The organism is Nonomuraea sp. NPDC049758 (assembly GCF_040674635.1).
GTDB lineage: Bacteria > Actinomycetota > Actinomycetes > Streptosporangiales > Streptosporangiaceae > Nonomuraea.
The window spans coordinates 180,951-207,532 of record NZ_JBFAMZ010000010.1; the positions used below are offsets into that span (position 1 = coordinate 180,951).

Below are 26,582 nucleotides of genomic sequence, written 5' to 3' on the forward strand. Positions count from 1 at the left end.
CTACTGCCCAGGCGGCGGCAGGCGCAGGGCGAGCAGCGCGATGTCGTCGGTACGCGGTGACGGCGCGAGCGCGAGCACCTGCTCGCAGAAGTCCTGAAGCGGACGCCGGGCCAGCGTCGCGGCGTGCCGGCGCAGCCGGGCCAGGCTGTTGTCCAGATTGACGCCGGGCACCTCGACCAGCCCGTCGGTGTAGAGCAGCAGCGTGCTGCCCGGCGGCAGCGGCGCCAGGGCGTCGTGGCGGGTCACGTCGTCGAGATGCACGCCCAGCAGCAGCGACTGGCCCTCCTCCAGGTAGCGGGCCTGCCCGTGCGCGGTGACCAGCAGCGGCGGCAGGTGGCCGGCGCTGGTCCAGCGCAGGATCCGCGTGTCGGGGTCGCTCTCCGGCCGGGGCGGCTCGATCCGGGCCAGGATGGCCGAGGCCGTGTGGGCGTCGCTGGCCACGGCCATGACCTTGTTGAGCCGGTCGAGGATCAGGCTGGGCGACTCCTTGTGGTCGCAGGCCAGGGCGCGCAGCATGTTGCGGAGCTGGGCCATCTGCCCGGCGGCCTCCAGGTCGTGGCCGGCGACGTCGCCGATGGCCAGCGCGGTGACGCCGTCGGGGAGCACGAACGCGTCGTACCAGTCGCCGCCCACCTGGGACCCGGCCGGGGCCGCCAGGTAGCGGGCGGCGAGCTGCAGGTGATCGACCTGGGGCAGCGCGGTCAGCAGGTGGCGCTGCATGGTGTCGACGATGTCGCGCTGCTGGCCGAACAGGCAGGCGTTGTCGGCGGCCAGCGCCGCGGTGCGGGCGATGTCGGCCACCAGCTCCACGTCGGCCTCCGTGTACGGCCGCGCCGGGTCGGTGCGCGCCACCGTCAGAGCGCCCAGCACGCGGCGGGGCGTGCGCAGCGGCGCCACGATCGCCGACGAGCCGCCCAGCACGTTGAACAGGGAGTCGTGGGCGGCGGCCAGCGGCCCGTCGGGCGGCGCGGCGATCTGCTCAGGCCCCAGCAGCAGGGCCTGCTCCCCGCGCAGCACCCGGACCAGCGCCGACCGCGACGGGCCCTTCGGCAACGACGGCAGCTCGGCGAACCACGAGGGGTCCACCGGCGTGGCCCCGGCGCAGGCCATGGCCAGGCGGCGCAGCTCGCGCGGCCCGAGGAACATGTCCACCGCCGCCCAGTCGGCCAGGCGCGGCACCAGCAGCCGGCCGAGCCGCGTCATCGCCTCGCGCACGTCCAGCGTCTGGGTGAGGACGGTGCTGATCTCGGTCAGCAGGCGGAACTGCTCGGTCAGCTTCTGGGCGCGGGCGAGCTCTTCGGCCTGCCGGCCGGCCGCGTCGAGGCGTTCGACGACGTCGATGAAGACCACGACGACGCCGACCGGCTCGCCGTCGTGGTGGATGGGCGAGGCCACCCAGGCGACCGGGAGCAGCCGGCCGCCGGCGGTGGCGAAGGTGGCGAACTCGCTGCGTACGGTCCGGTCCTGCCGGCACACCGTCACCAGCTCGCAGCCGGAGCGGGGCGGGAGGCCGCCGTCGAGGCGGCGGTGCAGCTTCTGGTGCGCGTCGGCGCCGCGCAGCTCGTCGGCGGGAAAGCCGAGCAGGGCCGTCGCCCCCGGGTTGACCCACGTGATGCGGCCGGCGAGATCGGTGAGGTAGATGCCCATGCCCGTGCCGTCGAAGGCCGCCCGCAGCAGCCACTCCGCCGGCTGGGCGCCGGAACCGGAGCCGTTCGGCCGGTGTCCGACGTCGCCCCCATCAGCCATCATCACACTACGTTATCGGATGATTACTGACATGCCGACTTCGTGTACCCCGGAACGTGCCGGGCCGGCACCAGCCGGGCTAGGACCAGGGGAAGGCGCCGCCGGCCATGGTGCTGCTGAGGCGGCGATCGGCGGCGCCAGGGGTCTCCGAGGGCACCAGCATGCGCAGCCGCAGCCGCGAGCCGAGGCCGGTCCGCTCCAGCGCGACCGAGTCGCACAGCTGCTGGATCACCCACAGGCCGAAGCCGTGGGACGCGGTCGGGTCGACGCCCGCGGTGTCGAGGTGGTCGGGGGTCAGGCGGCCCGCGGTGTCCAGGATCTCCACCCAGACGCCGATCGGGTCCCGGGTCGCGGTGACCAGGCCGGCCGAGCCGCCATGGTCGAGGACGTTGGTGACGGCCTCGTTCACCGCGAGCACCAGGTCCTCCAGCCGCTCGCCGGACAGTCCGCTGTGGTGGCCGTGGATGCGCACCAGGTCGCGGATGAACGCCAGATCGGCGCTGATGGGACAGCGCAGCTCGAACTCCACAAGCATGATCGTCTCGTCTGTCGGAGGTCGGGAAGGGGTACGCCGGCCCCTTTCAGCTTTCCCGTCGAGCGATCGTCAAACGCGCCGGCCGCTCGCCGTCGAGCTCCCGGGACGGTTCACGGGATGACGGCCTGGGCGAGGGCGATGCCGCACCAGGCCGCTCCGAGGCCGGCCGCGATGCCGGCCACGGCGTTGAGCGCGGCGTAGGTGCGGGCGCCGTTCTGCAGCAGCCGCAGGGTCTCGTAACCGAAGGTGGAGTACGTGGTCAGCGCCCCGCACAGGCCCGTGCCCAGCAGGGCCTGCGCCCCGCCGGTCGCGGGCAGCGCCAGCAGGAAGCCCAGCAGCGCCGACCCCGTCACGTTCACGGTGAAGGTGCCCCACGGGAACAGGCTGTCGTGCCGGGCCTGGACGGCGCGGTCGATCAGGTAGCGGGCGGGCGCGCCCACGGCGGCCCCCAGCACCACCAGCAGCAACGTCGTCACGAACGCCTCCCGCCGCGCGGAGCCCGCGCGGCCCTGTCGGGGGCGGCCTGGTCGGAGGCGGCCTGGTCGGGGGCGGTCTCGGCGGGACTGGTTTCGGCGAAACCGGTTCCGGCGGGGGTGGTGTCGGCGGGAGGGGCGAACCGGCCGAACAGTCCGCGGCCGAGCACCTGGCCCAGGAAGACCGCGGCCAGTGCCGTGACCAGCGTGACCGCCAGGTAGGCGAGCGCCGTGCGCGGCTGCCCCGCGGCCAGCGCCCCGTGGGCGTCGGCGATGGAGGTGGAGAACGTGGTGAACCCGCCCAGCACCCCCACCCCCAGGAACGGCCGGGTCAGCGGATGGGCCTGCCAGACCTCGGTGATGGCCACCATCAGCAGCCCGATCAGCAGGCAGCCGGTGACGTTGACGGCCAGCGTCGGCCAGGCGAACCCGCCGGGCGGCACCGGGAAGGCGGTCAGGACGGCGTAGCGGGCGAGCGCGCCCAGCACGCCGCCCGCCGCGATGACGGCCAGCGTGGCGACCGGGGCGCGGGCCAGCTCGCCGCGCTGGGCGGGCACGTGGAGGTCGACGTCGGGATCGACCGCGGCCCGCGGGTCGACCTGCGCGCCGGGGCCTCCGGCGGCATGCGCGCCACCGACCTCCGCCCCTTCGGCGGCGTGCTGGGATCCGACCTCCGCCCCTTCGGCGGCGTTCGGGGATCCGGCCTCCGCCCCTTCGGCGGCGGCGTGCGCGCGGCCGGGTTCGGGTTCGGGGGGACGGGCTTGGGTCATGAGGCATCTCCTACCAGCACATGAGCGTGGCACATCTCTGGCAGGGACCGTTGGCGGCGACACCGCGGTTACCCCCGGACGGCGGGAGGCGGCGGGCCCCACCGCCGCGGCTCCCGGCACGGGAAGCCGCCCCCATCATACCGGCGACCACCCCACACCCCACCGGCCGCGAGGTGTCCCCGGCAGGCAACCGGCCCCCGGCGTCAACCGCTGAGCGACAACCAGATGCGGTCGGGCAGGACGCGGGCCGCCTCGTCCAGGTCGATGTCCGGCGCGCCCGCCAGCCACCGTCTGCTCACCTCGGCCACCGGCCCGATCAGCAGCATCTCCACCTGCGCCGCCGGCAGCCGCGCGACCGCCCCCTCCGCCATGCGCGCGCCGATCCAGGCGTTCAGCCTGCCCAGCCGGGACGCCTTGGCCGCGGCGATGCGCTCGGCGTACGGGCCGAGGTCCAGCGCGTACGGCGCCGCGTGGATGAAGCGGGCCTTGTCCGGGTGCGAAGCGGTGAAGCCCAGGTAGGCCGTCACGGCGCGGCGCACGCCGTCACGGGCGTCGGCGGTCTGCTCGGTGACGGCGACCAGTGTGTCGAGCAGCTCGTCCATGCACCGGCCGTACAGCGCGGCGGCCAGCCCTTCCAGGCTGCCGAAGTGGTGGTAGACGCTGCCCATGCTGACGCCGCTGCGCGTGGTCACCGCCCGGAGGGTGAAGTCGGCGGGGTAGACCTCCAGGGCGGTGTCCAGGAGCCTGCGCACGGTCTCCTCGCTGCGCCGGTGCCGGGTCATCGCACCGCGGCCAGCGCCTCGGCCTCGTCCCAGACGTGCCGGGCCAGGTCGGCGTCCAGCGCGGGGCCCTGCAACGGGACCTGGCGGTCCTGGTCGAAGTACCGGCCGGTGCCGGGAGACCCGGCCAGGGAGACGACGTGCCGCGCGCCTTCCTCGGGCGCGGCCCAGCCGCGTTTGGCGGCCTTGAGCAGCCAGCCGAGCGGGCCGCGGCGATCGCCGAGCCCGGTGCGGATGACGCCGGGGTGCACGGCGTCGATCGTGATCCCGGCCGTCCGCCAGCGTTCGGCGAACAGGGGCACGGTCAGCAGGTTGCACAGCTTGGTGTCGGCGTACGTGCGCATCGGCGAGAAGGCGGCGCCCACGGCCGTGCGTCCCGGTTCGGCCCGGCCCTTGACGTACAGGCCGGCGGTGACCTGCACCACGCGTCCGAGCCGGTCCTCCAGCAGGTGGTTGAGCAGGAACGGCGCCAGGTGGTTGACCGCGAACGACTCCTCCAGCCCGTCCTCGGTCAGGACGCGGCGGGCGGGCCAGAGTCCGGCGTTGTGGACGAGCACGTCGATGCGGGGGCAGCGGTCCAGCAGGTCGCCGGCCAGCCGCCGGACCGACTCGGCCGTGGCGAGGTCGCCCGCCACGGCCTGGACGTCGCCTCCGATCCGCGCGGCGGCCTGCCGGCCCCGCTCCGCGTCCCGCGCGACCAGCAGCACCGTGTGCCCGTCGCCGGCCAGCCGTTCGCAGACCGCGTACCCGATGCCCCGGTTGCCGCCGGTCACCACCATGATCGACACATCAGAGCATTTTTCTAGAGAAATGATCCAATTTCAAGAAGATGGCCGGTCCAGCTTGACCTGGAGTTCGCTCCAGCCCCCAGACTCCCGTTCCGGGGCCTCGTACAGAACGTGACGAACTGGGGAGAGAGCATGAAGTACCGGACGATCGGCACGAACCCGGACACCCGCCGCGAAGTGAGCGCGCTCGCCCTCGGGGCGATGTTGTTCGGCTCGGTGACCGACGAGAAGACGTCGTTCGCCATCCTCGACCGCTACGCCGAGGCCGGCGGGACGTTCATCGACACGTCCGACAACTACGCCTTCTGGGTGGACGGCGGCCAGGGCGGGCAGAGCGAGGAGCTGCTCGGCCGCTGGCGGCGCGGCAGCGGCGCCGGGGACGAGATCGTGATCGCCACCAAACTGGGCGCGCGGCCGCTCGCGCCGGGCACCAGCTACGTGGACAACGCCGAGGGCCTGTCCGCCAAGGTCATCAGGGAGTCGGCCGAGCGCAGCCGCGAACGCCTCGGCGTGGACCGCATCGACCTGCTCTACGCCCACATCGAGGACCGCACGGTGGAGCTGGCCGAGACCGTCGAGGGCTTCGGCGCCCTGGTGGCCGAGGGCACGGTCGGCCTGCTCGGGGCGAGCAACCACGCGATCTGGCGGGTGGAGCGGGCCCGCGCGCTGGCCGCCGCGTCGGAGGTGGCCGGGTACGAGGTGCTGCAGTACCAGCACAGCCTGCTACGCCCGCGCTTCGACGTGCCGGAGTCGATCTTCCAGGACGGCAGCCTCGGCCATGCCGGAGCCGAACTGCTGAGCTACCTGCGCGCCGAGCCCGCCCTCACCCTGGTCGCCTACTCGCCGCTGCTCGGCGGGGCCTACACCCGGCAGGACAAGCAGCTGCCGCCGGACTACGACCACCCCGGCACCCCGGCCCGCATGGCGGTGCTGCGCGAGGTCGCGAAGGAGTGCGGGGCGAGCCTGAACCAGGTCGTGCTGGCCTGGCAGATCGGCTCGGCGTTCCCGGTGATCCCGCTGGTCGGGGCGTCGTCGGTGGCCCAGCTTGAGGAGAGCCTGGCCGCCGTGGACCTGGAGCTGACCGACGACCAGCGCGCCCGCCTGGACGCCGCCCACTGAAACCCCGCCCGCCCGATGCCGCAAAAGGCTCGGGGCAGCGGCCGGGACGCCGCGCCTGAGCCCGATTCGCCCGGGTAAGGATGGGGCTCATGTTCATCAAAGCATGTCTGAACGGAAGCCGGGCGGCGGGCGAGCACCCCCGGCTGCCCCTGACGCCCGCCGAGCTGGCCGCCGACGCCGTGGCCGTGCGGCGGGCGGGGGCGGGGGCGGTGCACGTCCATCCGCGGGACGCGGCGGGGCGCGAGTCCCTGGCCGCCGCCGACGTCGGGGCGGCGGCGTCGGCCGTCAGGGCGGCGGCGCCGGGGCTGCCCGTGGGCGTGTCCACCGGCCTGTGGATCACCGGCGGCGACGCCGCGGCCCGCCTGGACGCGGTGACCGCCTGGGCGGAGCTGCCCGCCGGCGCCCGTCCGGACTTCGCCTCGGTGAACCTGTCGGAGCCGGGGTTCGGCGAGCTAGCGCGGACATTGCTGGCGGCGGGCATCGGGGTCGAGGCGGGGGTGTGGACGCCGGCCGACGCCGCGACGCTGACCGCCTCGGGGCTGGCCGGGCGGATGACGCGCATCCTCGTCGAGGTGATCGACGCGCCGTCCGAGGAGGCCGTCCCCCGGGCTGCGGCCATTCTGGACCGCCTGGACGGGTCGCCCGCCCCCCGCCTGCTGCACGGCGAGGGGCCGGCGACGTGGCCGCTCGTGGCGGAGGCCGTACGGCGGGGCCTCGCCACCCGGATCGGCCTGGAGGACACGCTGCTCGATCCGGACGGCGGCCCGGCCGAGGACAACGCCGCCCTAGTCGGCCACGTCCTGGCCATCGCCCGCCCCGGCGGGTAGACGGCGGCGCGCGCCGGGCGGTAGGGACAACCCCCGGATGAGGGTGGGTGGTGCCGTGACTGTGGCAACGCCGCCGATTCGCCACAGTCGGGACATAGCTTGATCGACGCGACAAGGAGTCCCGATGCCTTCCTCCGCCGCCCGGCGCGCACTCGCCCTGCTCGTGATCGTCCCGCTGGCGCTCGCACCGATGGCTCCGGCGTTCGCCGCCGAGCGGGCGCCGTCGGTGCAGTCGCGGCTGGACGCCCTCACCGCCTCCCCCGACGTGCCCGGCGCCGTGGCCTACATCCGCCACCCGGACGGCCGGACCACGACGGTCGTCTCCGGCACCGCGCGACGCGGCACGAAGCAGCCCATGCCCGGCGCCGACGGCCGGTTCAGGATCGCCAGCGTGAGCAAGTCGATCATCGCGGCCACCGTGCTGAAGCTGGCCGACCAGGGCAAGGTGAACCTGGACGAGCCGGTCGAGACGTACCTGCCCGGGGTCATCCGCGGCAAGGGCATCGACGGACGGGACATCACCGTGAAGATGCTCCTGCAGCAGACCAGCGGCCTGCCGGACTTCACCCCCGTCGCCGACTGGTCGAAGATCGGCAAGCAGGACCTGCTCAAGCTGGCCCTCTCCCTCGAACCGACGCCCCGCGGCCGGTTCGCCTACTCCAACACCAACTACATGGTCCTCGGCCTGGTCGCGCAGGCGGTGACCGGCCGCGACTTCCGCGTGGTCAGCCGCGACCTGGTGCTGAAGCCGCTGGGCATGCGGGACACGTACTGGCCGGCCGAGGGCGAGACCGGCATCCGCGGCCCGCACGCGCACACCTACGGCGTGCACCCGCTGCACCCGAAGGACGGCGTCGTCGACGTGACCCGGCTGCCCGGCCACGCGCTCGGCGCCAGCGGCGGGCTGGTCTCGACGCCGCGCGACCTGAGCACGTTCTGGCGGGCGCAGTCCGTCAAATCCGGTTCGTACGTCGACGTCGACCGGCCCGGCTGGCCCAAGGGCGCCCGCTACGGCTACGGCGTCATGGAGATCCCCCTGAGCTGCGGCGGGAAGTTGTGGGGGCACGGCGGCGACGTCCCGGGCGTGTCCACCTTCAGCGGCCGCGACCGCGACGGCCGCACGGTCACCGTCTACGCCACGGGCTCGGCCAACGGCGGCAAGGCCCGCGACCTCCTGATCGCCGCCTTCGACACCGCTCTGTGCACCCGCTGACCGGCGTTCCGACGGCCCCGCCGACCGGTGTTCCGGCAGACCCGCGCGCCCGTCAGGCGGACCTGCGGCTCAGCACGGGGTCGGCGATCAGCCGGGCCGCCGGGCACAACGTCTGGCCGTGCTCCCGGAACAGCTCGTCCCGGGAGCCGAAGTACCCCAGGTCGGCGCGGACCCGGGCGGACAGGTCGCACTGAGGCGAGGACGTGCCGTCCCAGTCCACGACCGTCCGGGTGACGGCGTCGAAGAGGGTCTCGGGGCCGTCGTTGCCGAAGCCGGAGGTGGCGCACAGGCCGTCGAACAGCTCCGAGATCGGCACCCAGGCCCCGTCGAGCAGGAACTCCGGCCAGGCCAGGATGACGTCGTCGGGAACCAGCGCCCGCATCCGGGGGAAGCGCGAGTGCCAGAACGCGCCGTCCACCACCCGGCCCCTGACGCGGGTGGCGATCCCCCGTCCGCGGGCCAGCGCCTCCAGCACGGCCATGCGCTGGCTGCACGAGCCCCGGCCGCGGGCGACGGTCACGGAGACCGGCTGCTCGTCGTTCATCGCATACACCGGGCGGATGGTCCGGCCGACCAGGCTGTGCGCGGCGCGCACCAGGGCGCGCGGCGGCGTCCCCTCGCCGGGGAGCCGCGCGGCCAGGGCGGTGACGCGGGGGTGACGCCAATCGAGGATGGGTGTGGCAGCGGTGCCTGATAATCCACCTTCGCTCATGCCTGCCACGGTAACCCGCCCCTTCCGGCACCGTCCCGCCGCCCCGTCGCGGGCGCGACAGCGGTTCATGTCGCCGGTCGGGCCGGGCCGGGGGCGGGGCGCGGGGGTCCTCGTCGGTACGGGTGACTTTGGGGAAATTTCCGATTTTGCCGTCATTTCCACCCACAAACCGCGATGATCTAGGTCGGCCGGATGCCCACGGGGGGCGCACCGGCCGTTGATTGGAGCCCCATTTTGCGGAGAAGACTCCCATTGTTCGCCACCGCCTTCGTGGCGCTGGCGGCGTTGATCCCGGTTCCGGCGGCGAACGCGGCGACGACCGCGAAACCCGCCACCACCACGACGAACGCCATCACCTGGGCGCCCTGCGAGGAGGAGCCCAGCGCCGAGTGCGGCAAGCTGACCGTGCCCATCGACTGGGCACAGCCGAGCGGGCCCTCGATCGACATCGCGGTCGCGCGGCGCAAGGCCACCGACCCGGCCGCCAGGGTCGGCTCGCTGGTGATCAACCCCGGCGGTCCGGGCGGGTCCGGCGTGGAGGCCGTCTACGGCGCTCCCGGGTCCTACACCGAGGAACTGCAGCAGCGGTTCGACATCGTCGGTTTCGACCCGCGCGGCGTGGGCCGCAGCCACCCGGTCATCTGCTCGGCGTCGGTCTACAACCAGATGCCGCCGACCGTCATGCGCAGCCAGGCCGACTTCGACGCCTGGAACGCCTTCACCAAGAAGCTGCACCCGGACTGCCGGGCCCGTACCGGCCCGCTCTACGACCACGTGGACTCCGTCTCCGTGGCCCGTGACATGGACGCCCTCCGCGCCGCCCTCGGCGAGGAGAAGCTCACCTACTACGGCATCTCGTACGGCACCCTGATGGGCCAGATGTACGCCGAGCTGTTCCCCGGCCGCATCCGGGCGCTCGCCCTCGACAGCAACATGGACCACAGCCTCGGCGTGAAGGGCTTCTTCGCCACCGAGGCCCTGGCCGTCGAGGACGGCTTCGACCAGTTCGTCGGCTGGTGCGAGCAGGACACCAGCTGCGTGCTGAACGGCCGCGACATCCGCGCGATCTGGAAGAGCCTGCTGGACAAGGCCCGCCGCGGCGAACTGGTCTACCCCAGCACCGGTCAGCGGATGACCGAGCTGCAGGTCATCTACAACGCCGCGCTGGGCAACGAGGGACCCGACTGGCGCACGCTGAGCGAAGTGATCAACTGGCTGAACGGCGGCCCGGCCCCCGAGTGGGTGCCGCCGCTGCCCGGCCGGGGCCCGGTGGAGGGCGACGTCGCCGAACTGCCGACCCGGATCCTCTGCCAGGACTACAACCTCAAGGTGAACAGCTACGCCGAGTACGCCGACCTCATGCGTACCGCCGGCCTGCTGGCGCCGGACACGAAGTACCACCCGTACCCGACCGACGACCTGCCCATCTGCCTCAACTCGGGCGCCCCCGTCAACCCGCCGCACTCGCTGCGGTACACCGGCCAGGCCCCGCTGCTGCTCGGCAACTCGATCCACGACCCGGCCACGCCGTGGATCTGGGCGGCCAACGCCACCCGTCAGCTCGGCCCGAAGGCCGTGCTGCTCACGTACGAGGGCTGGGGTCACCGCATCTACGGCAAGGACAAGTGCCAGACCGACATCATCGACCAGTACCTCATCGACCTGAAGGTGCCGCCGCAGGGCACCCGCTGCGCCGTGGGCACGCCTGAGGAGACGCTCAAGAAGCAGACGAAGCGGGCGTGGCCGTCCGACTCGCTGCCCTGGGCCGGATAGTCCGCACGTCACGGGTACGGCCCCATCGCGGGCCGTACCCGTCCCCACAAAGGGATATTTGCCCTGGCCAACCCCTCGGTATGGACATTTCAGCGTAAGAAGGTAGCTGACGAGGGGGTGAGCCATGATCGAGGTCAAGAGCATCGACAAGCCCGACGAGCGGCGCGACTTCCCCAAGGGCCACCTGGAGATCTGCGAGCTGAGCGGCCTGACCTTCGGGGTCGCCACGTTCGAGCCGGGATGGCGTTGGTCGGAGTCCGTCAGGCCGATCGCCGGCACGCCGTCCTGCCAGGTGCATCACAACGGGTTCGTGGTCTCGGGCCGGATGCGCCTGCGCATGGACGACGGCACCGAGGCCGAGGCGGGGCCGGGCGAGGTCTTCGTCTGCCCGCCCGGACACGACGCCTGGGTGGTCGGGGACGAACAGGTCGTCCTGTACGACTTCGCGGGCGGCGCCGCCGACTACGCCAAGGCGAGGAACGGCTGACGCCGCGCGCGCTCCGGACGGGCGCCGCCTAGGCGGGCGCGTGCGTCCGTCTGGGAATGATCTCCTCCAGCGCCTCGGCGACGGTGGCGCGTACGCCGAGACGTCCTTCCAGGCCGGTGATGCGCATCAGTCTGGCCGGTTGCGGGGTCGGCGCGGCGACCATCACCGTCCGTCCCGTGGCGGTGATGCGTTTCCAGGCGCCGATCAGCGCGCCGAGTCCGGCCGAATCCATGAAGCCGACGTCGGACAGGTCGATCAAAGTGACGGCGGCCGGCGTGCCGTCGAGATAGCCGGTCGCCCAGTCCTCGATGGCGTCGGCGGTGTGCAGGTCAAGGTCCCCGGCCGGATGCAGCACGACCGTTTCTCCTGCGGAGTTGGCCAGGAGCCGGAAAGTGTCCACTTTCACTGCTATCACTTCCCTTCTTGGTCCGCTCTCCCCTGGCCATCGGCCGACAAACCCCGCGACCTGCCCGCCGGACGCAGCGCCGCTGCTCAATGCGGATTTTTTCGCGAAGCAATTAGCGGTGCTCCGCGCGGCCATTCTCGGCGCGAATGCGTGGCCATTTCTTCGACGCCGGGCGCATGCCCATACATAAGTAAAGAAATGCTGGGCAGCGGCAATGAAACGTGATCGCCGACGTTCGAGGAGAGTGAGAACCATGGTCCTGCTCGGCCTGCTGCTCATGGTCGCCGGGTCGGCCGCCGTGGTCGTCCTGTTCACCCAGACGACGACCACCGCCACCGCCGCGCTGACGCTGATGGGCGTCACCTTCCGGGTGGGTGACCTGGAGCTGTTCGCCGCGGGGGCGGCCACCGCGGCCGCGTTCATCTTCGGCGCCTTCCTGATCGCCGCCGGGACGGGCCGCAGGCTGGCCCGCCGCCGCGAACTGCGCCGCCTGCTGGCCGAGCGCACCGACGACCAGCCCGCCACCGACCAGGACGAGCGCCGCACGGCGGACCGGCCTGCCGACCGTCTGGTGGCCACCGGGCGCACCGCCGACCGGCAGCCCGACGCCTCCGCCGCGCGTCACCGGACGCCGGCCGACCGCCTGGTCGCCGGCCGCCGCCGCCCGGCCACCGGCTGACCCCGCGACCGCCTGACCGGCCCCGGACCTACCGGGGACCGGTCCGAAGCGGGGACGGGTCGGGGTCAGGCGGGCAGGGCGTCGGTCGTGGGGACCACCAGGCCGAACAGGTCGCCGATGGTCGTCAGGGCGGCCTCGTGCAGCACGTCGGCGGGCAGCGACGCGCCGCCGGGGCCGGCCAGTGTGCGGGTGGCGCAGGCGTCGGCGACGACCGTGGGCCGGTAGCCCAGCCGGAAGGCCCCCTGGGCGGTGAAGGTGACGCACATGTGGGTCATGAACCCCGCCAGGACCAGGTCGGGCCCGGCTTCCATGCCCGCCAGGACGTCCTGGAGCTCGGTCTGGTGGAAGGCGTCGGGGAACGTCTTGACCACCACCGGCTCCCCGTCGCGCGGCGCGACCGGCGCGCTGATCGCCCCGATCTCGGCGCGGACGTCGTACGGGCTGCCGGGGCCGCCGTCGTTGACGACGTGCACGACACGGGCCCCGGCGGCGCGGGCGCGCTCCAGCAGGCGGGCGCCGGCCGCGAGGGCCTGTGCGGCGTCCGGCAGGGCCATGACGCCGGTGCTGTAGGTGTTCTGGTAGTCGATCAGCACGAGGGTCGAGTCGGCCAGCCGGGCGGGCTCGGCCGGCAGGCCGACGACCTGGCGCAGGGTGGGCGAGACGGTGCTGCTCATGGCAGGGGTTTCCTTTCGGGCAGGCTCGCGTACGCCGCCCGGCTCGGACGGCGTACGCGGGGAGAGAGGGGATCAGGCCACCGTGTGGAAACGGCGGCGGTAGGTGCCGGGACCGGTGCCCAGACGGCGGCGGAAGGCCCGGTGCAGGGTCTCCACCGAGCCGAGCCCGCTGTCGGCGGCCACCCGGGGCAGCGGCAGGTCGGTGGTCTCCAGCAGCCGGCGCGCCACCTCGACACGCGCCGACTCGACGTACGCGGCCGGGGTGAAGCCGGTCTGCTGCCGGAACACCCGGGTGAACTGGCGCTGGCTCAGCCCCATCCGCGCCGCCAGCTCGACCGTGGTCAGCTCCTCGGCGAGGTGCTCGGCGATCCACAGGCGCAGGTCGTCGATGTCGCGGCGGCCCGAGGCGGCCCGGGTCAGCGGGACGCTGAACTGGCTCTGGCCGCCCTGACGCTTGAGGTAGACGACCAGTTCGCGGGCCACCGCGAGGGCCGTCTCCTCGCCGTGGTCCTCGGCCACCAGCGCGAGGGTCAGGTCGAGGCAGGCGCTGATGCCCGCACCCGTCCAGATCCGGCCGCTGGAACGCAGGAAGATCGGGTCGGGGTCGACGGTGACCTTGGGGTGGTCGGCGGCCAGTTGCCCGGCGGTGGACCAGTGGGTGGTGGCGGTCAGGCCGTCCAGGAGGCCGGCCTCGGCCAGGATGTGCGCGCCGACGCACACCGAGGCCACCCGGCGGGCGCCCGGAGCGGTCCGCCGTACCCAGGCGACCACCTCGGCGTCCGTCAGGGCGCGGGGCCCGTCGGGCGTGACGGTCACCGCGCCGGGCACCACCAGGGTGTCCACCTGGTCGCCGACCTGCTCGAACGTCAGATCGGCGACCAGCCGCACCCCGGCGGACGTGGTGACCTGGCCGCCCTGGGGCCCGGCCAGCCGCACGTCGTACAGAGCGCGACCGGCGACCCGGTTGGCCAGGGCGAACACCTCGGCCGGGCCGGTGACGTCGAGCAGGTCGACGTCCGGGAAGAGCGCGATGACGACGCGGTGGGCAGCGGGCATGACCCGATTCTCACCGAACTGGCGGAATGTCCGCAACGACAGTTATCTGGCACATCTGGCCATCGAGCAGGTGACGGGGCCGGTCAGCCGGGGTGCAGGTCGGCCGGTTCGCCGAGCCGCAGGGCCAGCAGGGCGACGTCGTCGGTGAAGCCGTCGCCCCGGTGCACGAGCAGCAGCTCGCACATCTCCTCCAGGGGCAGGTGGCGCAGCCGGGAGGCGGTGCGGACCAGGCTCTCCATGCCCCGGTCGAGGCCGTGCGCGGGGTCCTCGACGAGCCCGTCGGTGTAGAGCAGCAGCGTGGACCCGGCCGGGATGATCTGCTCGTGGTCGGGCCGGGGCAGGTCGGGGGTGACGCCGAGCGGGTGGCCGCCCTCGGCCCGCAGGTAGCGGGCGGGGCCGTCGACGGGGAGCAGCAGCGGGGGCAGGTGCCCGGCGGTGGCCCACCTCAGCCGCCAGTCGGTGCCGCCGTACTCCTCCAGGCGGGCCAGCAGCACCGTCGCCATCGGGCCGCCGTGCAGGGCGTGCAGGATCTCGTCGAGGCGGCGCAGGATGCGGGACGGCGGCTCGCAGTGCTCGTAGGCGAGCACCCGCAGCATGTTGCTGATCTGGCTCATGACGGTGGCCGAGCGCAGGTCGTGGCCCATCACGTCGCCGACCATCAGGCAGGGCACGCCGTCGGGCAGGACGATCGCGTCGTACCAGTCGCCGCCGATGCGCGGGACGGTGCTGGAGGGCAGGTAGCGGGCGCAGGCCCACAGGCCGTTCAGGTCGGGCAGCGACGGGAGCAGGCTGCGCTGGAACTCCTCGGTGTTGCGGCGGATGCGCTCGTAGAGGCGGGCGTTCTCGATGGCGACGCCGGCCGCGCTGGCCAGCGCCGCGACGATCCGCTCGTCGTCGCCGGTGAACGGCAGGCCCGACCGTTTGTCGGCGAAGTACAGGTTGCCGTACACGGTGCCGCGGACCAGGATCGGCGTGCCCAGCAGGGTGCGCATCACCGGATGGCCGGGAGGGTATTCGCGGAAGCCGGGGTGGGCGAGCACGTCGTCCACGCGCAGCGGCCTCGGCCGGGCCATCAGCTCCTGGAGCAGGCCGTGGCTGGTCGGCAGGCGGCCGATGGCCTCGTACACGTCTTCGGAGACGCCGTAGGTGAACAGGTCGGCGAACTCGCCCTCGTCGTTGAGCACGCCGAGGGCGCCGTACCGGGCGTCCACCAGGTCGGCCGAGACCTCCACGATCGTGCGGAGGGCGGCGTTCAGCTCCAGCTCGGAACTGATCGCGAGGACCGCCTCCAGCAGGCGCGCCATCCGGCCGTGCAGATCCTCGATCTGCGTCAGGCTCGCCTGCAGCCGCCGAAGCTTCTCGGCGCCGAACGGCCCCAGGTCCCCGCCGTACGCGCCGCCCTCCGGCCGCTGTCCGCCCACCCCACCCCCCGAGATGCCCTTGCCCAGGTCATGCCCCCGGCCACCGGCATGACACCTGGTCACAGGCACTACGGAAGACGGCTCAGAGCACCTTGGAGGAGGCAGCCGCCCAGGTGTTGCAGGAGGCCGGGTCGCCGGTGGCGAATCCGCGCTTGATCCAGGACCGCATGGCGGCGGTCGTGCCGTACGAGCTGTACCTGCCCTCCTTGCTCCCTACGGGGAGGGTGAGGAAATAGTCCCAGTCCTTCTTCGACCTGCCCTCCAGGGGCCAGACGCTCTTGACGAAGGCGCCGCCCAGGCACTCGGTCTGGAGGTTCCTACGCCGGTCCTGCTCACGCCCCTCCGCCTTGGTGGGGTACGGGATCACGTCGTAGGCGTCGGAGATCCCGACGAGGCTCTGCACGTGGAACGCGTACATCCCGGCCGTCGTGTGGAACAGCCACAGGTCGCTCGGGTCGTCGGTCCAGTCCTTGCCGATCTGGAAGACCAGCGTGCGGGTCTTCTCGCAGTACCACGTCTGCGACTCGTCGTCGTCCACGGCCAGGCCGCAGTACTTCTTGGGGATGCGGTTCATGTGCCGCACCTTGACCGGCTCGTACGGCAGCCCCGCCGCGGTCAGGTGCTGCTCCCAGGTCGTCTCCAGGCAGGCGACGACCGCGTCCACGTAGGCGCGGGCCTGCTTGAGGTTGCGGCGCTTCACCGGCGGCTCGGCGCAGGTCGTGGTGGGCAGCGGGCCCGCCTCGTAGAGGGGGTTGGCGATCAGCTTGGGGTGCTTGACCGGGTAGGCCGCGCTCTCGGCGGCGGCCGTGCCGGCCAGGGAGGCCGTGAGCACGCCCGCCATCGTCAAGATCATGAGGGGTTTCACGAAGGGTGACAATAGGGGCAGAACCCGGCCTCCACAAGGCGGTCAGCCGCTCACGGTGGTGACGTTCAGTTGCGGGGCGGTGCGGATCTCGGCGTCGGTGAAGCGTTCCGTGACCCAGCCTCCCCGGGAGAACAGGGTGGTCTGGTCGGTGTGGTGGGGGGAGTTCGGGTTGGCGGACAGGGAGTAGGTCAGGACGGTGCGGGTGCGCGGCCCGTCCGGGGTGAGCTCGACGGCCATCATGAAGCTGGAGCCGGTGTTCACGTCGGGGTAGCGCCCGTCCTTGCCGAGCGGGCCGGAGTTGCGGACGCGGTCGAAGCAGCCCTCCCCCTCGGTGCAGCCGGGGATCGGGACCGACGCGTAGTGCTGGGCCTGGCCGGTGGTCAGGGTCAGGGGCAGGCGGTTGTCGCGGAAGAACAGCACGGCGTCGGCCAGGGCGCGCCGCACGCCGGGATCGTCCCGCCTGAGGCCGCGGGGCGTGGTGAGGGGCTGAGCCGGGTCGAACGGCACCCGCCACCAGCTCTGCGGCGGCTCCCCGGGCTTGACCGGGGCCTGGAGTCCGTCGAAGAACCGCCGCCACAGCACGGCCCCCTCGCCGTCCAGGGTGGCGCGCCCGTCCCAGCGGGTCAGGGTCCGGCAGGCGTCCCGCACGTCGACCCGCTCCCCGGAGGAGGCCCGCAGCTCGCGATGCTCCCGGCACAACGCCTTCAGGTCCGGACGCATGAGCTCGAAGCCGAAATTGCGCTTGCTCCGCGCGGTGGCCTGGAGCGTCTCCAGCGTGAAGCCGGGGGCGCCGAGCCCGTCGGTGCCCTTGAGCCGCCGGTCGATCATGTCCAGGCTGACCCGGGGCCGCAGCTCCACGTCGGTCCGTACGGCGCCCCAGACCTGGTCGTAGCCGGTCAGCGGCGCGGCCGGGTTCGTCATCCACGGGCTGTTGTTGGAGTTGGCGACGTAGTCGGCGCGGGTCAGGCCGGGCTGGTTGCGGGGGCCGAAGATGCCCGGCACGACCGCGTCGGCGTCCTTGCCCCACAGGCACGCCGAGGTCGAGCCGTCCAGGACGAACGCGTCGATCGACGGGTCGGGCGACGGCTTGGCGCACCGGCGGGCCTGGGCGTCGGTGACGTGCGGGACGACGGAGGCGTCGGCGAAGGACGCCGTCCCCCCGACGTCCGTGGCCAGCGTGTAGACGAACGGCAGGCCCTGGTGGGCGTCCTGGGCGGCGCGCAGCCCGCGCAGGTCGCCGGCCTTGGCCATCGCCAGCCACTCGTCGGCCGCCCGCAGGTTGGCGGCGTTGACGTCGGCCAGCGCGTACGCGTACTCGGCGCCGCGCCCGGCGGCCAGCACCGGGCCGTAGCGGGAGGTGAACAGGGTGCGCGAGACGAGGGTGCCGTCCTGGAGCGGCACCACGACCTCCTGGCGGCCCATCGGCTCGGGCCGGCCGTCGACCAGGTAGGTGGTGGGGTCGCCCTGCGCCAGTTCGAGCCGGTAGAGGGTGAACCGCTGGGCGTGGGAGACGGTGTGGGTCCAGGCGACGGTCCTGTTGTGGCCGATCTGCACGACGGGGGTGCCGTACAGGCTGCCGCCGGCGACGTCGAGCACGCCGGGGATGGTGAGCTGCACCTGGTAGAAGCGGCGGACGCCGTTCCACGGGAAGTGCGGGTCGGCCAGCAGCATGCCGTGGCCGTCCTGGGTGGCCTCGCGGCCCAGCGCCCAGCCGTTGCTGCCGGGGGCGCGGCGCGGGCCGTCGTCCCCGTCGTCGCCGCCGACGATGGCCTCCTTGAGCGCCGAGCTGCCCGACATGCGGCCGAGGTCGAGGAGGTTGGCCCAGACGTCCTCGGCGGTGATCGGGCCGACCCACGACTTGCCGCGGCAGGTGGGGTCGGGCAGGTTGGCCACGCCGGTGTCGTCGAGGTAGCGGTTGTAGCCGGCCACGTACCCGTCGACCAGTTCGCGCAGCTCCGCGCTCGGCCCGATGGGGGCGGGCCGGGCCAGCAGCCGCCGGACGACGCCGGAGTCGGCGACGCTGCGGTGGTAGAGGTCGCTGGTGAGGTTGGCGACCGGGCGCACCGGGTCGTCGGACCGGGCCTGCGGGCCGAAGTGGCGGGATCGTTCGCCGCGCAACGTCACCACCCACGAGGCCAGCACGCACAGGTTGTCCTGGGCGAAGGCGTACCCGTAGCCGAAGCCGAGGCCGCCGTGGTCCTTGGCGGACACGTGCGGGATGCCGTACTCGGTGCGCCGGATCTCGGCCGAGTAGCGGCCGTCGGCGGCCACGGCCGGCGGGGCCGTGAGCAGGCCGGCGACCAGCGCGAGCACGATCGCCGCGCAGGGCTTTCGCAACTTCATGTGGCTCCTATTCGAAACGCGCGTTGTCGGGCGAGGTCATGCGCCGCAGCAGCGGCAGGACGGTCGAGATCACCAGCAGGGACGCGACCAGCCCGCCGCCGACGCCGGCGAAGTAGGCGGGCCCCGGCATCGCCAGGGAGGCCCCCTTCATGGCGAGGGCGTCGATGAACGGCGCCGCCACCCCGAACCCGGCCCCGGCCGCCACGACGGCCGCCAGGACGAGCGGCAACGCCGACTCCAGCAGCACGACCGCGCCCAGGGTGCGGCCGGGCGTGCCGGCCAGCCGCAGCAGCGTGAACGGCTGACGGCGTTCCACCAGCCCGCCGCCGACTGCCACCAGCAGGCTGCAGCCGCCGGCGAGCAGGGTCAGCGCGACCATGGCCAGCGCGATGTTCTCGGCCTGCGTGTAGAGCGCCGCCCGGACCTGGGCGACCTCGTCGAACGTCATCGGCGGGCCGGTGCTCTGCCCGGCCAGCAGGGTGCGGATCTCCTCCAGGGTCGCCGGGTCGGCCATGGTGACCAGCACGGAGGACAGGTTGAGCCCGTCGGCGGAGACGGGCTCGCTGTCCGGCCCGGCGAGGGGGATCAGCTTGTCGATGGTGAGCGGGTTGTCGGCCTCCACCACCCGGTCGAACCGTCCGGCGACCGCCCGCGCGCCCGGCGGGCACTGCCCGAGCGCCGGGAAGCGGGCCAGGTCGGCGCACTCGACGACCGCCCGGGGCGGCGGCGGCCGCTCGGGGTCGATCACCCGGTTCTCCTCCTCCTTCGCGGCGTGGATCGGCAGCACGCCGACGCCCGGGTACGCGCGCAGCCGGGCCACCAGCTCGGCCCCGGCCCGCGGCGACAACCCGCCGCCGCCGAGGTCGCCGAGCGGGGCGCGCAGCACGCCGGACAGCGTGCCACCGGCCACCGCCCGCTGGCCGTCCACCACGGCGGGCACGATCCCGGCGATCGCCGTCCCGATGAACACCGCGAGGACGAGCCCGCTCACCGACCTGAAGGCGGCCTTGGGGTCGGCGGCCAGCCGCCGGGCGGCCAGCAGCGTCGCCGCTCCGCCGGTCAGCCGGGCGGCCAGGCGGGCGGCCAGCATCGTCAGCCAGGGGCCGGCCAGGATCAGCCCGATCATGATCAGCGCCAGGCCCGCCGAGGCCGACCCGGCGTTCGGCTTGCGGTCGTCGGTCTGGAACATCGGCACCGCGAAGAGCGCCAGCCCGGCCAGCAGCGGGATCGCCCGCCAGGCGCGCGGCGGCCGTGGCGCGCCCTTCCTGAGCGCGCCCAGCGGCGAGATCCGGACGCGGCGCAGCGACCACAGCGCGCTCGTCCCGGCCAGCAGCGGGACCCCGGCGAGCACGGCCGCGTACTGCCAGGCGGCCGGGGTCACCGTGTCGGGGAAGAACCGGAAGCCGGTGACCCGGACGGCGGCGACGGCCGGACGCACCAGGAGGAAGAGCACGATCCCGGCGAGCGTGCCGGTCAGCGCGCCGAGCGCGGAGTCCACCGCGGCGAACAGGTTCACCTGCCGGGACGTGCCGCCCACCAGCCGGATCGCGGCGAAGCGGGCCTCGCGGCGGGCGGCGGCCAGCCGGGTGGCGGTGTTGACCAGCACCAGCAGCGGCAGCAGCAGCCCGACGGCCGCGATCGCGAACCCGAAGTGGTAGATGTCGGCGTCGCCGTCGACGGCGGGCTCGTCGGCCGTCGTGTCGACCTGCCGGGTGCCGAGCAGGGCGGCGACCTGCTCGGGCGTGCGGCCGATCACGATGGTCAGGTCGTCGGGGCCGGTGAGCGCGGCGCGGCCGATCGTCCCGGCTCTCGTGCCGGGGAAGCGGTCGGCGAGCTGCGCGCGCGGCGCGGAGTCCAGCAGGTCGGCCAGCGCCGGGGAGACGTGGTACTGGCCGGGCGCGGGCATGCGGGACAGCCCGGGGACGACGGGAGCCTGTCCGCCGAGCGCGGCGGCGTCGAGCCGCCTGATCGGGCGTCCGGCGTAGTAGTCCTCGTGGTAGTTCCACAGGGCGCCGGTGGCGGTGGCGTCGAGGGCCCAGCCGCTGGGGGCGGTGCCGCGGGTGCACTCCCAGCAGGTGCGCCCGCCGGCCGTCTGGAAGGCGTTGAACAGGGAGAGCGTGGCCAGCAGCACCGCCACGCCGACCGCCACGCCGGCGACGACCAGCGCGAGCCGGGCGGCCGCCTCCCTGCCTCCGGCCAGCGACAGCCGCAGGCCGAGGGTGATCACCGTGCGACCTGACCGGCGAAGGGGTCGGTGAGCCGGCCGTCGCGGACGATGACCTCCCGGTCGGCGCAGGAGGCGACGCGGGCGTCGTGGGTCACCACGAGCACGGTCGTGCCCTCCTCGCGCGCCAGGCCGACCAGCAGTTCCATGACGTGCTCGCCGGTCAGCGAGTCGAGCGAGCCGGTCGGCTCGTCGGCGAACAGCACCCGCGGCCCGGTCACCAGCGCCCTGGCGATCGCCACCCGCTGCGCCTGCCCGCCGGACAGCTCGCCGATGCGCCGCCCGCCCAGCTCGGCCAGTTCCAGCCGCTCCAGCCAGCCCGCCGCCCGCCGGTACGCCTCCTTGCGCCCGGTACGGGCGAGCAGCAGCGGCAGGGCGACGTTGTCGGCGGCGGTCAGCTCCGGCACGAGCTGCCCGAACTGGAACACGAAGCCGAACGCGGTGCGCCGCAGCCGGGTGCGCCGGTCGTCGCTCATGGTGTCCAGGCGGCTGCCGTCGAACCACACCTCGCCGCTGTCGGGGGTGAAGATCCCGGCCAGGCAGTGCAGCAGCGTCGACTTGCCCGAGCCGCTGGGGCCCATGACCGCCACGATCTCCCCGGCCGCCACCTCCAGGCTCGCCTCCCGCAGCGCCGGGGTGCGGCCGAAGGAGCGGCTGATCCCGCGGGCCTCCAGGATCACGACGACCCCCGCACCAGCTCGGCCAGCGCGTCCAGCCGCGCCTGGGTGACGTCGATCCAGCGCAGGTCGGCTTCCAGGTGGAACATGCCGTGGTCGGCGAGCAGCGCGTCGGCCAGCGAGTCCCCGCGCTTGATCTGCGCGAACTCGCGCATGCGCCGCAGGTGGGTGGCGCGCTGGAGGTCCAGGTAGGCCGCCGCGTCGCGGCCGAGCATCAGCGCCAGCACGACCTTGGTGAACAGCACGGTCTGCAGGTACGGCTCGGCCGCGACCGGCTCGCTCAGCCACGCCTCGACCTCACGCGCGCCGATGGGGGTGATCGCGTAGCGCTTGCGCTCGGGGCCGTCGCCGGGCTCGCTCTCCCCGGCGGTGACCTTGCCGTCCCTGGCCAGCCGGCCGAGGGTGGAGTACACCTGGCCGAAGGGCAGCGACTTGCCGCGGCCGAAGTAGGTGTCGTAGTCGCGCTTCAGGTCGTAGCCGTGGCTCGGCTCCCGCTCAAGGAGGCCGAGCAGCGCAAGAGGAACGCTCATGCCCCCGCACTATATACCGAGGGTATATACGGGGGGCATAATCGCGCGAACTTCGGCCGGCGTCCCTCAGGAGGTGGCGCTGGGTGACGGTGTCGGCTGGTGGTCGCCGTGCCGCGGGCCGCCCTTGTCGCCGTCCTTGCCGCCGTTCCTGTCGCCCCAGCGGTCGTCGCCGTGGGGGTGCCGGCCGCGGCCGTCGCGGGCGGTCACGTCGTGGACCGTGACGGCGGTGGCCGTGCCGCCGGTGACCTTGGCGCTGACCATGACCTTCTGGCCGGTCTTGATCGCGTCGATGCCCTGGTCGCGGTTGATCCGGGTGTCGGCGTTGACGGCGTACTGCCTGGTGTAGCCGTCCTCGCTCTTGACCGTGACGGAGTCCTGGCCGACGGCGGTGACGTCGCCGTACTGGGTGGCCACCGTCACGTACGCGCCCTGCCCGTCGGGGACGACGAACTCGCCGTGGACGGGCGGGCCGCCGAACCCGCGTCCCCAGCCGCGTCCCTTGTCGGACGGCGAGCCCGACGGGACGGCCGACGGGCTCGCGGCGGACGGGGGCGTGCCGGTGGGCGACGGCGCCGGCGAGAGCGCCGAGGCGGCGGCCACGCCGGCGCCGGTGGCCAGGACGACCGCGGTGGTCGCGGCGAGCAGTACGGAGCGCGGGAATCGGCGCCTGGGCGGTTCGTTCTCCAGGGTCTCCGCCTTGCCGAATCCGTCAGGCCCAGAGGTCATGATCTTTCCTCTCTACGGAATACAACACCACAACCCTGCCCAGAACCACCTAAAACGGTCGTAAACGCCCACCGACCTGCGGCCCGCGCCCCCGCATGCGGGCCGCAGGTGCCGCTAGGAGGCGGAGACGCGAACCAGCGCGCGGTCCCCGTCACGCAGGACGGCGATCCGGGTGCCGGTGTCGGGCACCTTCACCCCGAGCTGCGGCAGATCGGGGTGCCAGTAGACGCCACGGTGGTCGTCGAACACCGGCACGCCCGGACGCGCCGGGAACACGGCGGGAACGCCCGCCGAGTGCAGCCGCAGCCGGTCCGTGCGCGCGTTGCCGAACGGCGCGTCGAACACCTGCAGCCGGGCCCCGGCCGCCGCCCCACTGGCCCAGCGCAGCGGCTCGGGCCGGGCGTCGACGGGCAGGATCATGCCCTCGCCGGGGTGGTCGCGGGTGGTGTTGTCGCCGTACCAGGCGTCCCAGAGCCAGATGAGCACTCCCTGCTGGTACGGGTAGTGCTCGACCCGCTGGCTGCCGGTCCACCCGAAGTTGTACGGCCCGGTCCGCAGGTAGGCGTTGTACCCGGTGTAGCGCCGGTTCTCGGCGAGGTAGGCCCGGGAGAAGCGCTGCACGCCCACCTCGCCGCTGCGGGCGAAGCCCACCGCCGTCCACTCGCCCTCGCCCTGCTCGACGTCGTCGGCGAACACGCCGGGCACCTGGACGTCGTCCAGCCGGAAGCCGGACTCGGAGGTGTTGGAGTCGGTCGAGTAGCGGAAGCGGAACCAGACCTTGCCGCCCGCGTACGGGCTCAGGTCGTAGGCGATATCCCGCCAGTCCGAGCTTCCGGTGAGCGGCTGCCCGACCGGTGTCCAGGCCGCGCCGTCGCGGGAGACCTCGGCGTACAGGAAGTCGTAGCCCTGCTCGATCGCGTAGGCCGCGTGCGCCTTGAGCGTCGGCTCCGTGGCCCGGGAGAGGTCGATCTGGCGGGTGAGCGTCTGCTCAAGGTTGTCGCCCTTGCCGCTCCACCACTGCCACTCCCCCTGGTACGGCCTGCCCAGCGGAGTGCTGATCTCGCGCGCCGGCAGGTCCACCACGAGCGCCTGTGGATCGCGGGTGTTGTAGGAGCCGACGCCGAGGGTGTGCATGGAGGGGGTGGCCGCGCGGGCCCGGTCGTAGGCCAGCCAGCCGAGCTGGAGCTTGCTCCAGGCGTCCAGGTCGCCGGCGTACTCGCCGAGCGGGCCGGTCCGCGAGCTCAGGTAGGAGCCGGACGACATCAGCGACCAGAAGTTGACCGAGTTGTCCCCGCCGCCCGCGTACAGGTCCGGCAGGCCGAGGTCGTGGCCGAACTCGTGGGCGGTCAGGCCGACGCCGCTGTTCTCGCCGACCGTCAGGTAGTCGCCGACCCAGATGCCGGTGTCGCCGATCTGGGTGCCGCCGTTGCGGTTGCCCTCGGGGCCGGCCTGGCCACGCTCGGGCCAGTAGGCGAAGTAGCGGTGGGCCCAGACGGCGTCCGCGCCCTGCGCGCCGCCGCCCCAGGTCTCGTCCACGCCGGCGTGCACGACCTGGTAGTGGTCCAGGTAGCCGTCGGGCTCGTCGAAGTCGCCGTCGTTGTCGTGGTCGTAGCGGTCCCAGACGTCGTACTTGGCCAGTTCGGCGCGGATCTGCTCCACCGTCCTGCCCTTGGCCTTCTCGGCCTCGTACCAGGCGTTGGCCGAGTCGCGTACCAGGTCCCAGTTGTTCCAGCAGATGCCGCCCTCCTCGGGGGCGCACCGGTCGCTGCCGTAGCGGGCCTCGTTGTACGGCACGCGCACCCAGTCGCTGACGTAGCCGTCGAGGTCGTAGCGGCCGGAGGACTGGAGGCGGTAGTAGTCGCGCAGGGAGTTGCCGCCGGTCGCGAAGTAGGACTTCGCGTAGGAGGCGCGGTCGAAGTCGGGGCGCCAGAGGGTGTGGTTGTCGTCGGTGCCGCGCGGGTCGGGGATGGCGTTGTGGCGGGGGCCGGGCTCGCCGCCGTACTTGATCTGGCCGTCGATCTTCGTCTCGTTGTCCACCTTGTCGCCGAACTCGGCCAGGACGACGAAGACCTGGTCCTTGCGCTCCTGGGCGAGCTCGACGTAGCGATGGCCGACCTTGGCCGAGCGGCCGGGCCGCGCCTTGGCCGCCGCCGCGTCCGGGGATAAGACGCCTTCGACGGCCTGCCTGCGCAGCGCCGCCTGCTCGCGTTGCTGCGGACTGAGCGGGGAGATCTCCCTGCTCATCTTCTTCGCGGGCGGCGCCGCGGTCTCCGCCGCCGCGGCGGAGACGGAAGGGACGCCGAGCGCGGCGATCGCCAGGAGGGCGGCCGCCGCGGAGAGAGTGGTTCGCATGGCATGTAACATGTCACACTTCAAGTCTCGTCTCTACCTCCGGCCGATCTTCCGGGACGCGGATCCCGTCACTCGACGATCAGGTTGACCGGGATGTTGCCGCGGGTGGCGTTGGAGTAGGGGCAGACCTGGTGGGTGGCCTCGACCAGCTCGCGGGCGACCTCGGGGGCGATCTCGTCGGGCAGCTCGACGCGCAGCGTGGCGTCGAGCTGGAAGCCGCCCGCGCCGTTGGGCGACAGGCCGATCTCCGCCGTGACGGAGGCGTCGGAGACGTCGATCCGCTTCTGCCCGGCCACCAGCCGCATGGCCGAGGCGAAGCAGGCGGCGTAGCCGGCGGCGAAGAGCTGCTCGGGGTTGGTGCCCTCGCCGTCGCCGCCCAGCTCCTTCTGCAGGGCCAGCTTGACGTCCAGCCTGCCGTCGGAGGAGACCGCGCGCCCGTCGCGGCCCGCCGAGGTGGCGATGGCGGTGTACATGCTCATGACCGGTTGCCCTTCGTTTCGCTTCACTAGACAGACCTGTCTGTCTGGTTCGTTGGGCCTCACACTAGACAGGTCTGTCTGGTAGCGTCAAGGGGTGAGTGCAGAGACGGTGAAGGAGCCCCGCCCGAGCCCGGCCCGCACCCGGGTCCTGGAGACGGCGGCGCGGCTGTTCTACGCCGAGGGCGTGCACTCGGTGGGGATCGACCGGATCATCGCGGCGGCGGGCGTCGCGAAGGCGACCTTCTACCACCACTTCCCCAGCAAGGACGAGCTGGTCCGGGCGTACATCGCCGAGCAGGGCGCGGTGCAGCGGGCCATGGTCGACACGCTGCGCGCGGACTCACCCCGGGAGACACTGGCGGCCGTCTTCGCGTTCATGTGCGAGTTCGGGTCCGGCCCCGGTTACCGCGGCTGCCCGTTCGTCAACACAGCGGCCGAGTACCCGGATCCGGCGCACCCCGTACGGCGGGCCATCGCCGAGCACCGGCGCTGGCACCGCGACCTGTACCGCGACCTGCTGGCCGCCGACGGCCACGCCGACGCCGAACGCACCGCCGACATCCTCCTCCTCGTCAGGGACGGCCTGGTGGTGGGCTTCGACCTGGACGACCCGGCCACCGTCCGCGCCACCGTCCAGGAAACCCTGACCCGCGTCCTCACCCCCTGACCCCCCGGAACGGCGACCACAGACGCGTCCCCTTCGCCTTCGGCGACCCTCGGCTTCCCCACCCTCCGCCTTCTGCGCCTCCCGCGCCCCTCCACCCCTTGCCCCTTCGCCCCCTTCGCCCCCTCCCCCCTTCACCCATTCCGCTCCCTTTGCGCCCTCCGCGCCCTCCGCGCCTTCCCCTCTTCACCCCCTTCGCGCCGTTGGCGCGCTCCGCGCCCTTCCCCCTCCATCCCCTTCGCTCTTCGCGCCTGAGGCTGCTGA

General features: G+C 73.3%; 26 protein-coding genes. 7 read left to right on the top strand and 19 right to left on the bottom strand.

Going from position 1 to position 26,582, the window contains the following annotated elements:
- From AB0J46_RS26675 to AB0J46_RS26700, 6 genes are all read right to left on the bottom strand, one after another.
- Window positions 1–1,749, bottom strand: a complete 1,749-nt coding sequence (locus AB0J46_RS26675; protein ID WP_364336461.1) for a SpoIIE family protein phosphatase — start codon at window positions 1,747–1,749, stop codon at window positions 1–3.
- Window positions 1,750–1,825: 76 nt separating this feature from the next.
- Complete coding sequence (locus AB0J46_RS26680; protein WP_364336463.1) at window positions 1,826–2,281, bottom strand: ATP-binding protein; 456 nt, start codon at window positions 2,279–2,281, stop codon at window positions 1,826–1,828.
- Between the two features lie 110 nt (window positions 2,282–2,391).
- The gene (gene crcB / locus AB0J46_RS26685) at window positions 2,392–2,757 is read right to left on the bottom strand and encodes a fluoride efflux transporter CrcB (protein WP_364336465.1); all 366 of its coding nucleotides are present in this window, start codon (window positions 2,755–2,757) and stop codon (window positions 2,392–2,394) included.
- Window positions 2,754–3,524 carry a CrcB family protein gene (locus tag AB0J46_RS26690; protein WP_364336466.1) on the bottom strand — a complete coding sequence of 257 codons (771 nt, stop codon included), beginning with the start codon at window positions 3,522–3,524 and terminating at the stop codon, window positions 2,754–2,756. The genes crcB and AB0J46_RS26690 overlap by 4 nt, the downstream gene beginning before the upstream one ends.
- A 203-nt stretch (window positions 3,525–3,727) precedes the next feature.
- A complete protein-coding gene (locus AB0J46_RS26695; protein ID WP_364336468.1) occupies window positions 3,728–4,306 on the bottom strand; it encodes a TetR/AcrR family transcriptional regulator in 579 nt (192 codons plus the stop codon).
- On the bottom strand, window positions 4,303–5,082 hold the full coding sequence (locus AB0J46_RS26700) for an SDR family NAD(P)-dependent oxidoreductase (protein WP_364336773.1): 780 nt from the start codon (window positions 5,080–5,082) through the stop codon (window positions 4,303–4,305). Before AB0J46_RS26700 ends, AB0J46_RS26695 begins: the two co-directional genes overlap by 4 nt.
- 141 nt (window positions 5,083–5,223) lie before the next feature.
- On the opposite strand from AB0J46_RS26700, the gene AB0J46_RS26705 reads away from it, so the two are divergent.
- The 3 genes from AB0J46_RS26705 to AB0J46_RS26715 all read left to right on the top strand — a co-directional run bounded on the left by AB0J46_RS26705 (window position 5,224) and on the right by AB0J46_RS26715 (window position 8,250).
- Entirely contained in the window at window positions 5,224–6,210 is a 987-nt protein-coding gene (locus AB0J46_RS26705) for an aldo/keto reductase (RefSeq protein ID WP_364336470.1), read from the top strand.
- Between the two features lie 89 nt (window positions 6,211–6,299).
- Entirely contained in the window at window positions 6,300–7,037 is a 738-nt protein-coding gene (locus AB0J46_RS26710; RefSeq protein ID WP_364336472.1) for a 3-keto-5-aminohexanoate cleavage protein, read from the top strand.
- A 124-nt stretch (window positions 7,038–7,161) separates the two neighbouring features.
- Entirely contained in the window at window positions 7,162–8,250 is a 1,089-nt protein-coding gene (locus tag AB0J46_RS26715) for a serine hydrolase domain-containing protein (RefSeq protein WP_364336474.1), read from the top strand.
- 52 nt (window positions 8,251–8,302) lie between these two features.
- Here AB0J46_RS26715 and AB0J46_RS26720 read toward each other — a convergent pair whose 3' ends face one another.
- On the bottom strand, window positions 8,303–8,962 hold the full coding sequence (locus tag AB0J46_RS26720; protein WP_364336476.1) for a transglutaminase family protein: 660 nt from the start codon (window positions 8,960–8,962) through the stop codon (window positions 8,303–8,305).
- A gap of 252 nt (window positions 8,963–9,214) precedes the next feature.
- Here AB0J46_RS26720 and AB0J46_RS26725 point away from each other — a divergent pair, with 252 nt between their 5' ends.
- Both AB0J46_RS26725 and AB0J46_RS26730 read left to right on the top strand, forming a co-directional pair.
- Window positions 9,215–10,735 carry an alpha/beta fold hydrolase gene (locus AB0J46_RS26725; RefSeq protein WP_364336478.1) on the top strand — a complete coding sequence of 507 codons (1,521 nt, stop codon included), beginning with the start codon at window positions 9,215–9,217 and terminating at the stop codon, window positions 10,733–10,735.
- 124 nt (window positions 10,736–10,859) lie between these two features.
- Complete coding sequence (locus tag AB0J46_RS26730) at window positions 10,860–11,222, top strand: cupin domain-containing protein (protein WP_364336480.1); 363 nt, start codon at window positions 10,860–10,862, stop codon at window positions 11,220–11,222.
- Between the two features lie 28 nt (window positions 11,223–11,250).
- Here the strand turns inward: AB0J46_RS26730 and AB0J46_RS26735 are convergent, their stop codons facing one another.
- A complete protein-coding gene (locus AB0J46_RS26735; protein WP_364336482.1) occupies window positions 11,251–11,622 on the bottom strand; it encodes an STAS domain-containing protein in 372 nt (123 codons plus the stop codon).
- A 250-nt stretch (window positions 11,623–11,872) separates the two neighbouring features.
- Here AB0J46_RS26735 and AB0J46_RS26740 point away from each other — a divergent pair, with 250 nt between their 5' ends.
- The gene (locus AB0J46_RS26740; protein ID WP_364336484.1) at window positions 11,873–12,307 is read left to right on the top strand and encodes a hypothetical protein; all 435 of its coding nucleotides are present in this window, start codon (window positions 11,873–11,875) and stop codon (window positions 12,305–12,307) included.
- Between the two features lie 65 nt (window positions 12,308–12,372).
- On the opposite strand, the gene AB0J46_RS26745 is transcribed toward AB0J46_RS26740, so the two are convergent.
- The 11 genes from AB0J46_RS26745 to AB0J46_RS26795 all read right to left on the bottom strand — a co-directional run bounded on the left by AB0J46_RS26745 (window position 12,373) and on the right by AB0J46_RS26795 (window position 25,654).
- On the bottom strand, window positions 12,373–12,981 hold the full coding sequence (locus AB0J46_RS26745; RefSeq protein ID WP_364336486.1) for an isochorismatase family protein: 609 nt from the start codon (window positions 12,979–12,981) through the stop codon (window positions 12,373–12,375).
- Between the two features lie 72 nt (window positions 12,982–13,053).
- Window positions 13,054–14,037 (bottom strand): GlxA family transcriptional regulator, encoded by a 984-nt coding sequence (locus AB0J46_RS26750; protein ID WP_364336488.1) that lies wholly within the window; start codon window positions 14,035–14,037, stop codon window positions 13,054–13,056.
- 83 nt (window positions 14,038–14,120) lie between these two features.
- On the bottom strand, window positions 14,121–15,521 hold the full coding sequence (locus tag AB0J46_RS26755; protein WP_364336490.1) for a GAF domain-containing SpoIIE family protein phosphatase: 1,401 nt from the start codon (window positions 15,519–15,521) through the stop codon (window positions 14,121–14,123).
- Window positions 15,522–15,540: 19 nt separating this feature from the next.
- A complete protein-coding gene (locus AB0J46_RS26760; protein WP_364336492.1) occupies window positions 15,541–16,311 on the bottom strand; it encodes a hypothetical protein in 771 nt (256 codons plus the stop codon).
- A 54-nt stretch (window positions 16,312–16,365) separates the two neighbouring features.
- A complete protein-coding gene (locus AB0J46_RS26765) occupies window positions 16,366–18,666 on the bottom strand; it encodes a penicillin acylase family protein (protein WP_364336494.1) in 2,301 nt (766 codons plus the stop codon).
- Between the two features lie 7 nt (window positions 18,667–18,673).
- Entirely contained in the window at window positions 18,674–20,893 is a 2,220-nt protein-coding gene (locus AB0J46_RS26770) for an FtsX-like permease family protein (RefSeq protein WP_364336496.1), read from the bottom strand.
- Window positions 20,890–21,570, bottom strand: a complete 681-nt coding sequence (locus AB0J46_RS26775) for an ABC transporter ATP-binding protein (protein ID WP_364336498.1) — start codon at window positions 21,568–21,570, stop codon at window positions 20,890–20,892. The genes AB0J46_RS26770 and AB0J46_RS26775 overlap by 4 nt, the downstream gene beginning before the upstream one ends.
- Window positions 21,567–22,097 (bottom strand): PadR family transcriptional regulator, encoded by a 531-nt coding sequence (locus AB0J46_RS26780; protein WP_352355886.1) that lies wholly within the window; start codon window positions 22,095–22,097, stop codon window positions 21,567–21,569. The genes AB0J46_RS26775 and AB0J46_RS26780 overlap by 4 nt, the downstream gene beginning before the upstream one ends.
- A 66-nt stretch (window positions 22,098–22,163) precedes the next feature.
- On the bottom strand, window positions 22,164–22,823 hold the full coding sequence (locus tag AB0J46_RS26785; RefSeq protein WP_364336500.1) for a hypothetical protein: 660 nt from the start codon (window positions 22,821–22,823) through the stop codon (window positions 22,164–22,166).
- A gap of 114 nt (window positions 22,824–22,937) precedes the next feature.
- On the bottom strand, window positions 22,938–25,175 hold the full coding sequence (locus tag AB0J46_RS26790; RefSeq protein ID WP_364336502.1) for an immune inhibitor A domain-containing protein: 2,238 nt from the start codon (window positions 25,173–25,175) through the stop codon (window positions 22,938–22,940).
- Window positions 25,176–25,243: 68 nt separating this feature from the next.
- Window positions 25,244–25,654, bottom strand: a complete 411-nt coding sequence (locus AB0J46_RS26795) for an organic hydroperoxide resistance protein (protein ID WP_364336504.1) — start codon at window positions 25,652–25,654, stop codon at window positions 25,244–25,246.
- A 94-nt stretch (window positions 25,655–25,748) separates the two neighbouring features.
- Between AB0J46_RS26795 and AB0J46_RS26800 the strand changes: the two genes are divergently transcribed.
- Window positions 25,749–26,321: a TetR/AcrR family transcriptional regulator gene (locus AB0J46_RS26800; protein ID WP_364336506.1), complete on the top strand. Its 573-nt coding sequence runs from the start codon at window positions 25,749–25,751 to the stop codon at window positions 26,319–26,321.
- Window positions 26,322–26,582 lie beyond the last annotated feature (261 nt).

What these genes read in the sequence shown, in the direction of transcription:
- AB0J46_RS26730 (WP_364336480.1), top strand. Translation starts at nt 10,860, where the DNA reads ATGATCGAGGTCAAGAGCATCGACAAGCCCGACGAGCGGCGCGACTTC.
- AB0J46_RS26750 (WP_364336488.1), bottom strand. Translation starts at nt 14,037, where the DNA reads ATGCCCGCTGCCCACCGCGTCGTCATCGCGCTCTTCCCGGACGTCGAC.
- AB0J46_RS26710 (WP_364336472.1), top strand. Translation starts at nt 6,300, where the DNA reads ATGTTCATCAAAGCATGTCTGAACGGAAGCCGGGCGGCGGGCGAGCAC.
- AB0J46_RS26765 (WP_364336494.1), bottom strand. Translation starts at nt 18,666, where the DNA reads ATGAAGTTGCGAAAGCCCTGCGCGGCGATCGTGCTCGCGCTGGTCGCC.
- AB0J46_RS26675 (WP_364336461.1), bottom strand. Translation starts at nt 1,749, where the DNA reads ATGATGGCTGATGGGGGCGACGTCGGACACCGGCCGAACGGCTCCGGT.
- AB0J46_RS26760 (WP_364336492.1), bottom strand. Translation starts at nt 16,311, where the DNA reads ATGATCTTGACGATGGCGGGCGTGCTCACGGCCTCCCTGGCCGGCACG.
- AB0J46_RS26790 (WP_364336502.1), bottom strand. Translation starts at nt 25,175, where the DNA reads ATGCGAACCACTCTCTCCGCGGCGGCCGCCCTCCTGGCGATCGCCGCG.
- AB0J46_RS26715 (WP_364336474.1), top strand. Translation starts at nt 7,162, where the DNA reads ATGCCTTCCTCCGCCGCCCGGCGCGCACTCGCCCTGCTCGTGATCGTC.
- AB0J46_RS26785 (WP_364336500.1), bottom strand. Translation starts at nt 22,823, where the DNA reads ATGACCTCTGGGCCTGACGGATTCGGCAAGGCGGAGACCCTGGAGAAC.
- AB0J46_RS26795 (WP_364336504.1), bottom strand. Translation starts at nt 25,654, where the DNA reads ATGAGCATGTACACCGCCATCGCCACCTCGGCGGGCCGCGACGGGCGC.
- AB0J46_RS26780 (WP_352355886.1), bottom strand. Translation starts at nt 22,097, where the DNA reads ATGAGCGTTCCTCTTGCGCTGCTCGGCCTCCTTGAGCGGGAGCCGAGC.
- AB0J46_RS26720 (WP_364336476.1), bottom strand. Translation starts at nt 8,962, where the DNA reads ATGAGCGAAGGTGGATTATCAGGCACCGCTGCCACACCCATCCTCGAT.
- AB0J46_RS26705 (WP_364336470.1), top strand. Translation starts at nt 5,224, where the DNA reads ATGAAGTACCGGACGATCGGCACGAACCCGGACACCCGCCGCGAAGTG.
- AB0J46_RS26745 (WP_364336486.1), bottom strand. Translation starts at nt 12,981, where the DNA reads ATGAGCAGCACCGTCTCGCCCACCCTGCGCCAGGTCGTCGGCCTGCCG.
- AB0J46_RS26680 (WP_364336463.1), bottom strand. Translation starts at nt 2,281, where the DNA reads ATGCTTGTGGAGTTCGAGCTGCGCTGTCCCATCAGCGCCGATCTGGCG.
- AB0J46_RS26695 (WP_364336468.1), bottom strand. Translation starts at nt 4,306, where the DNA reads ATGACCCGGCACCGGCGCAGCGAGGAGACCGTGCGCAGGCTCCTGGAC.
- AB0J46_RS26690 (WP_364336466.1), bottom strand. Translation starts at nt 3,524, where the DNA reads ATGACCCAAGCCCGTCCCCCCGAACCCGAACCCGGCCGCGCGCACGCC.
- AB0J46_RS26700 (WP_364336773.1), bottom strand. Translation starts at nt 5,082, where the DNA reads ATGGTGGTGACCGGCGGCAACCGGGGCATCGGGTACGCGGTCTGCGAA.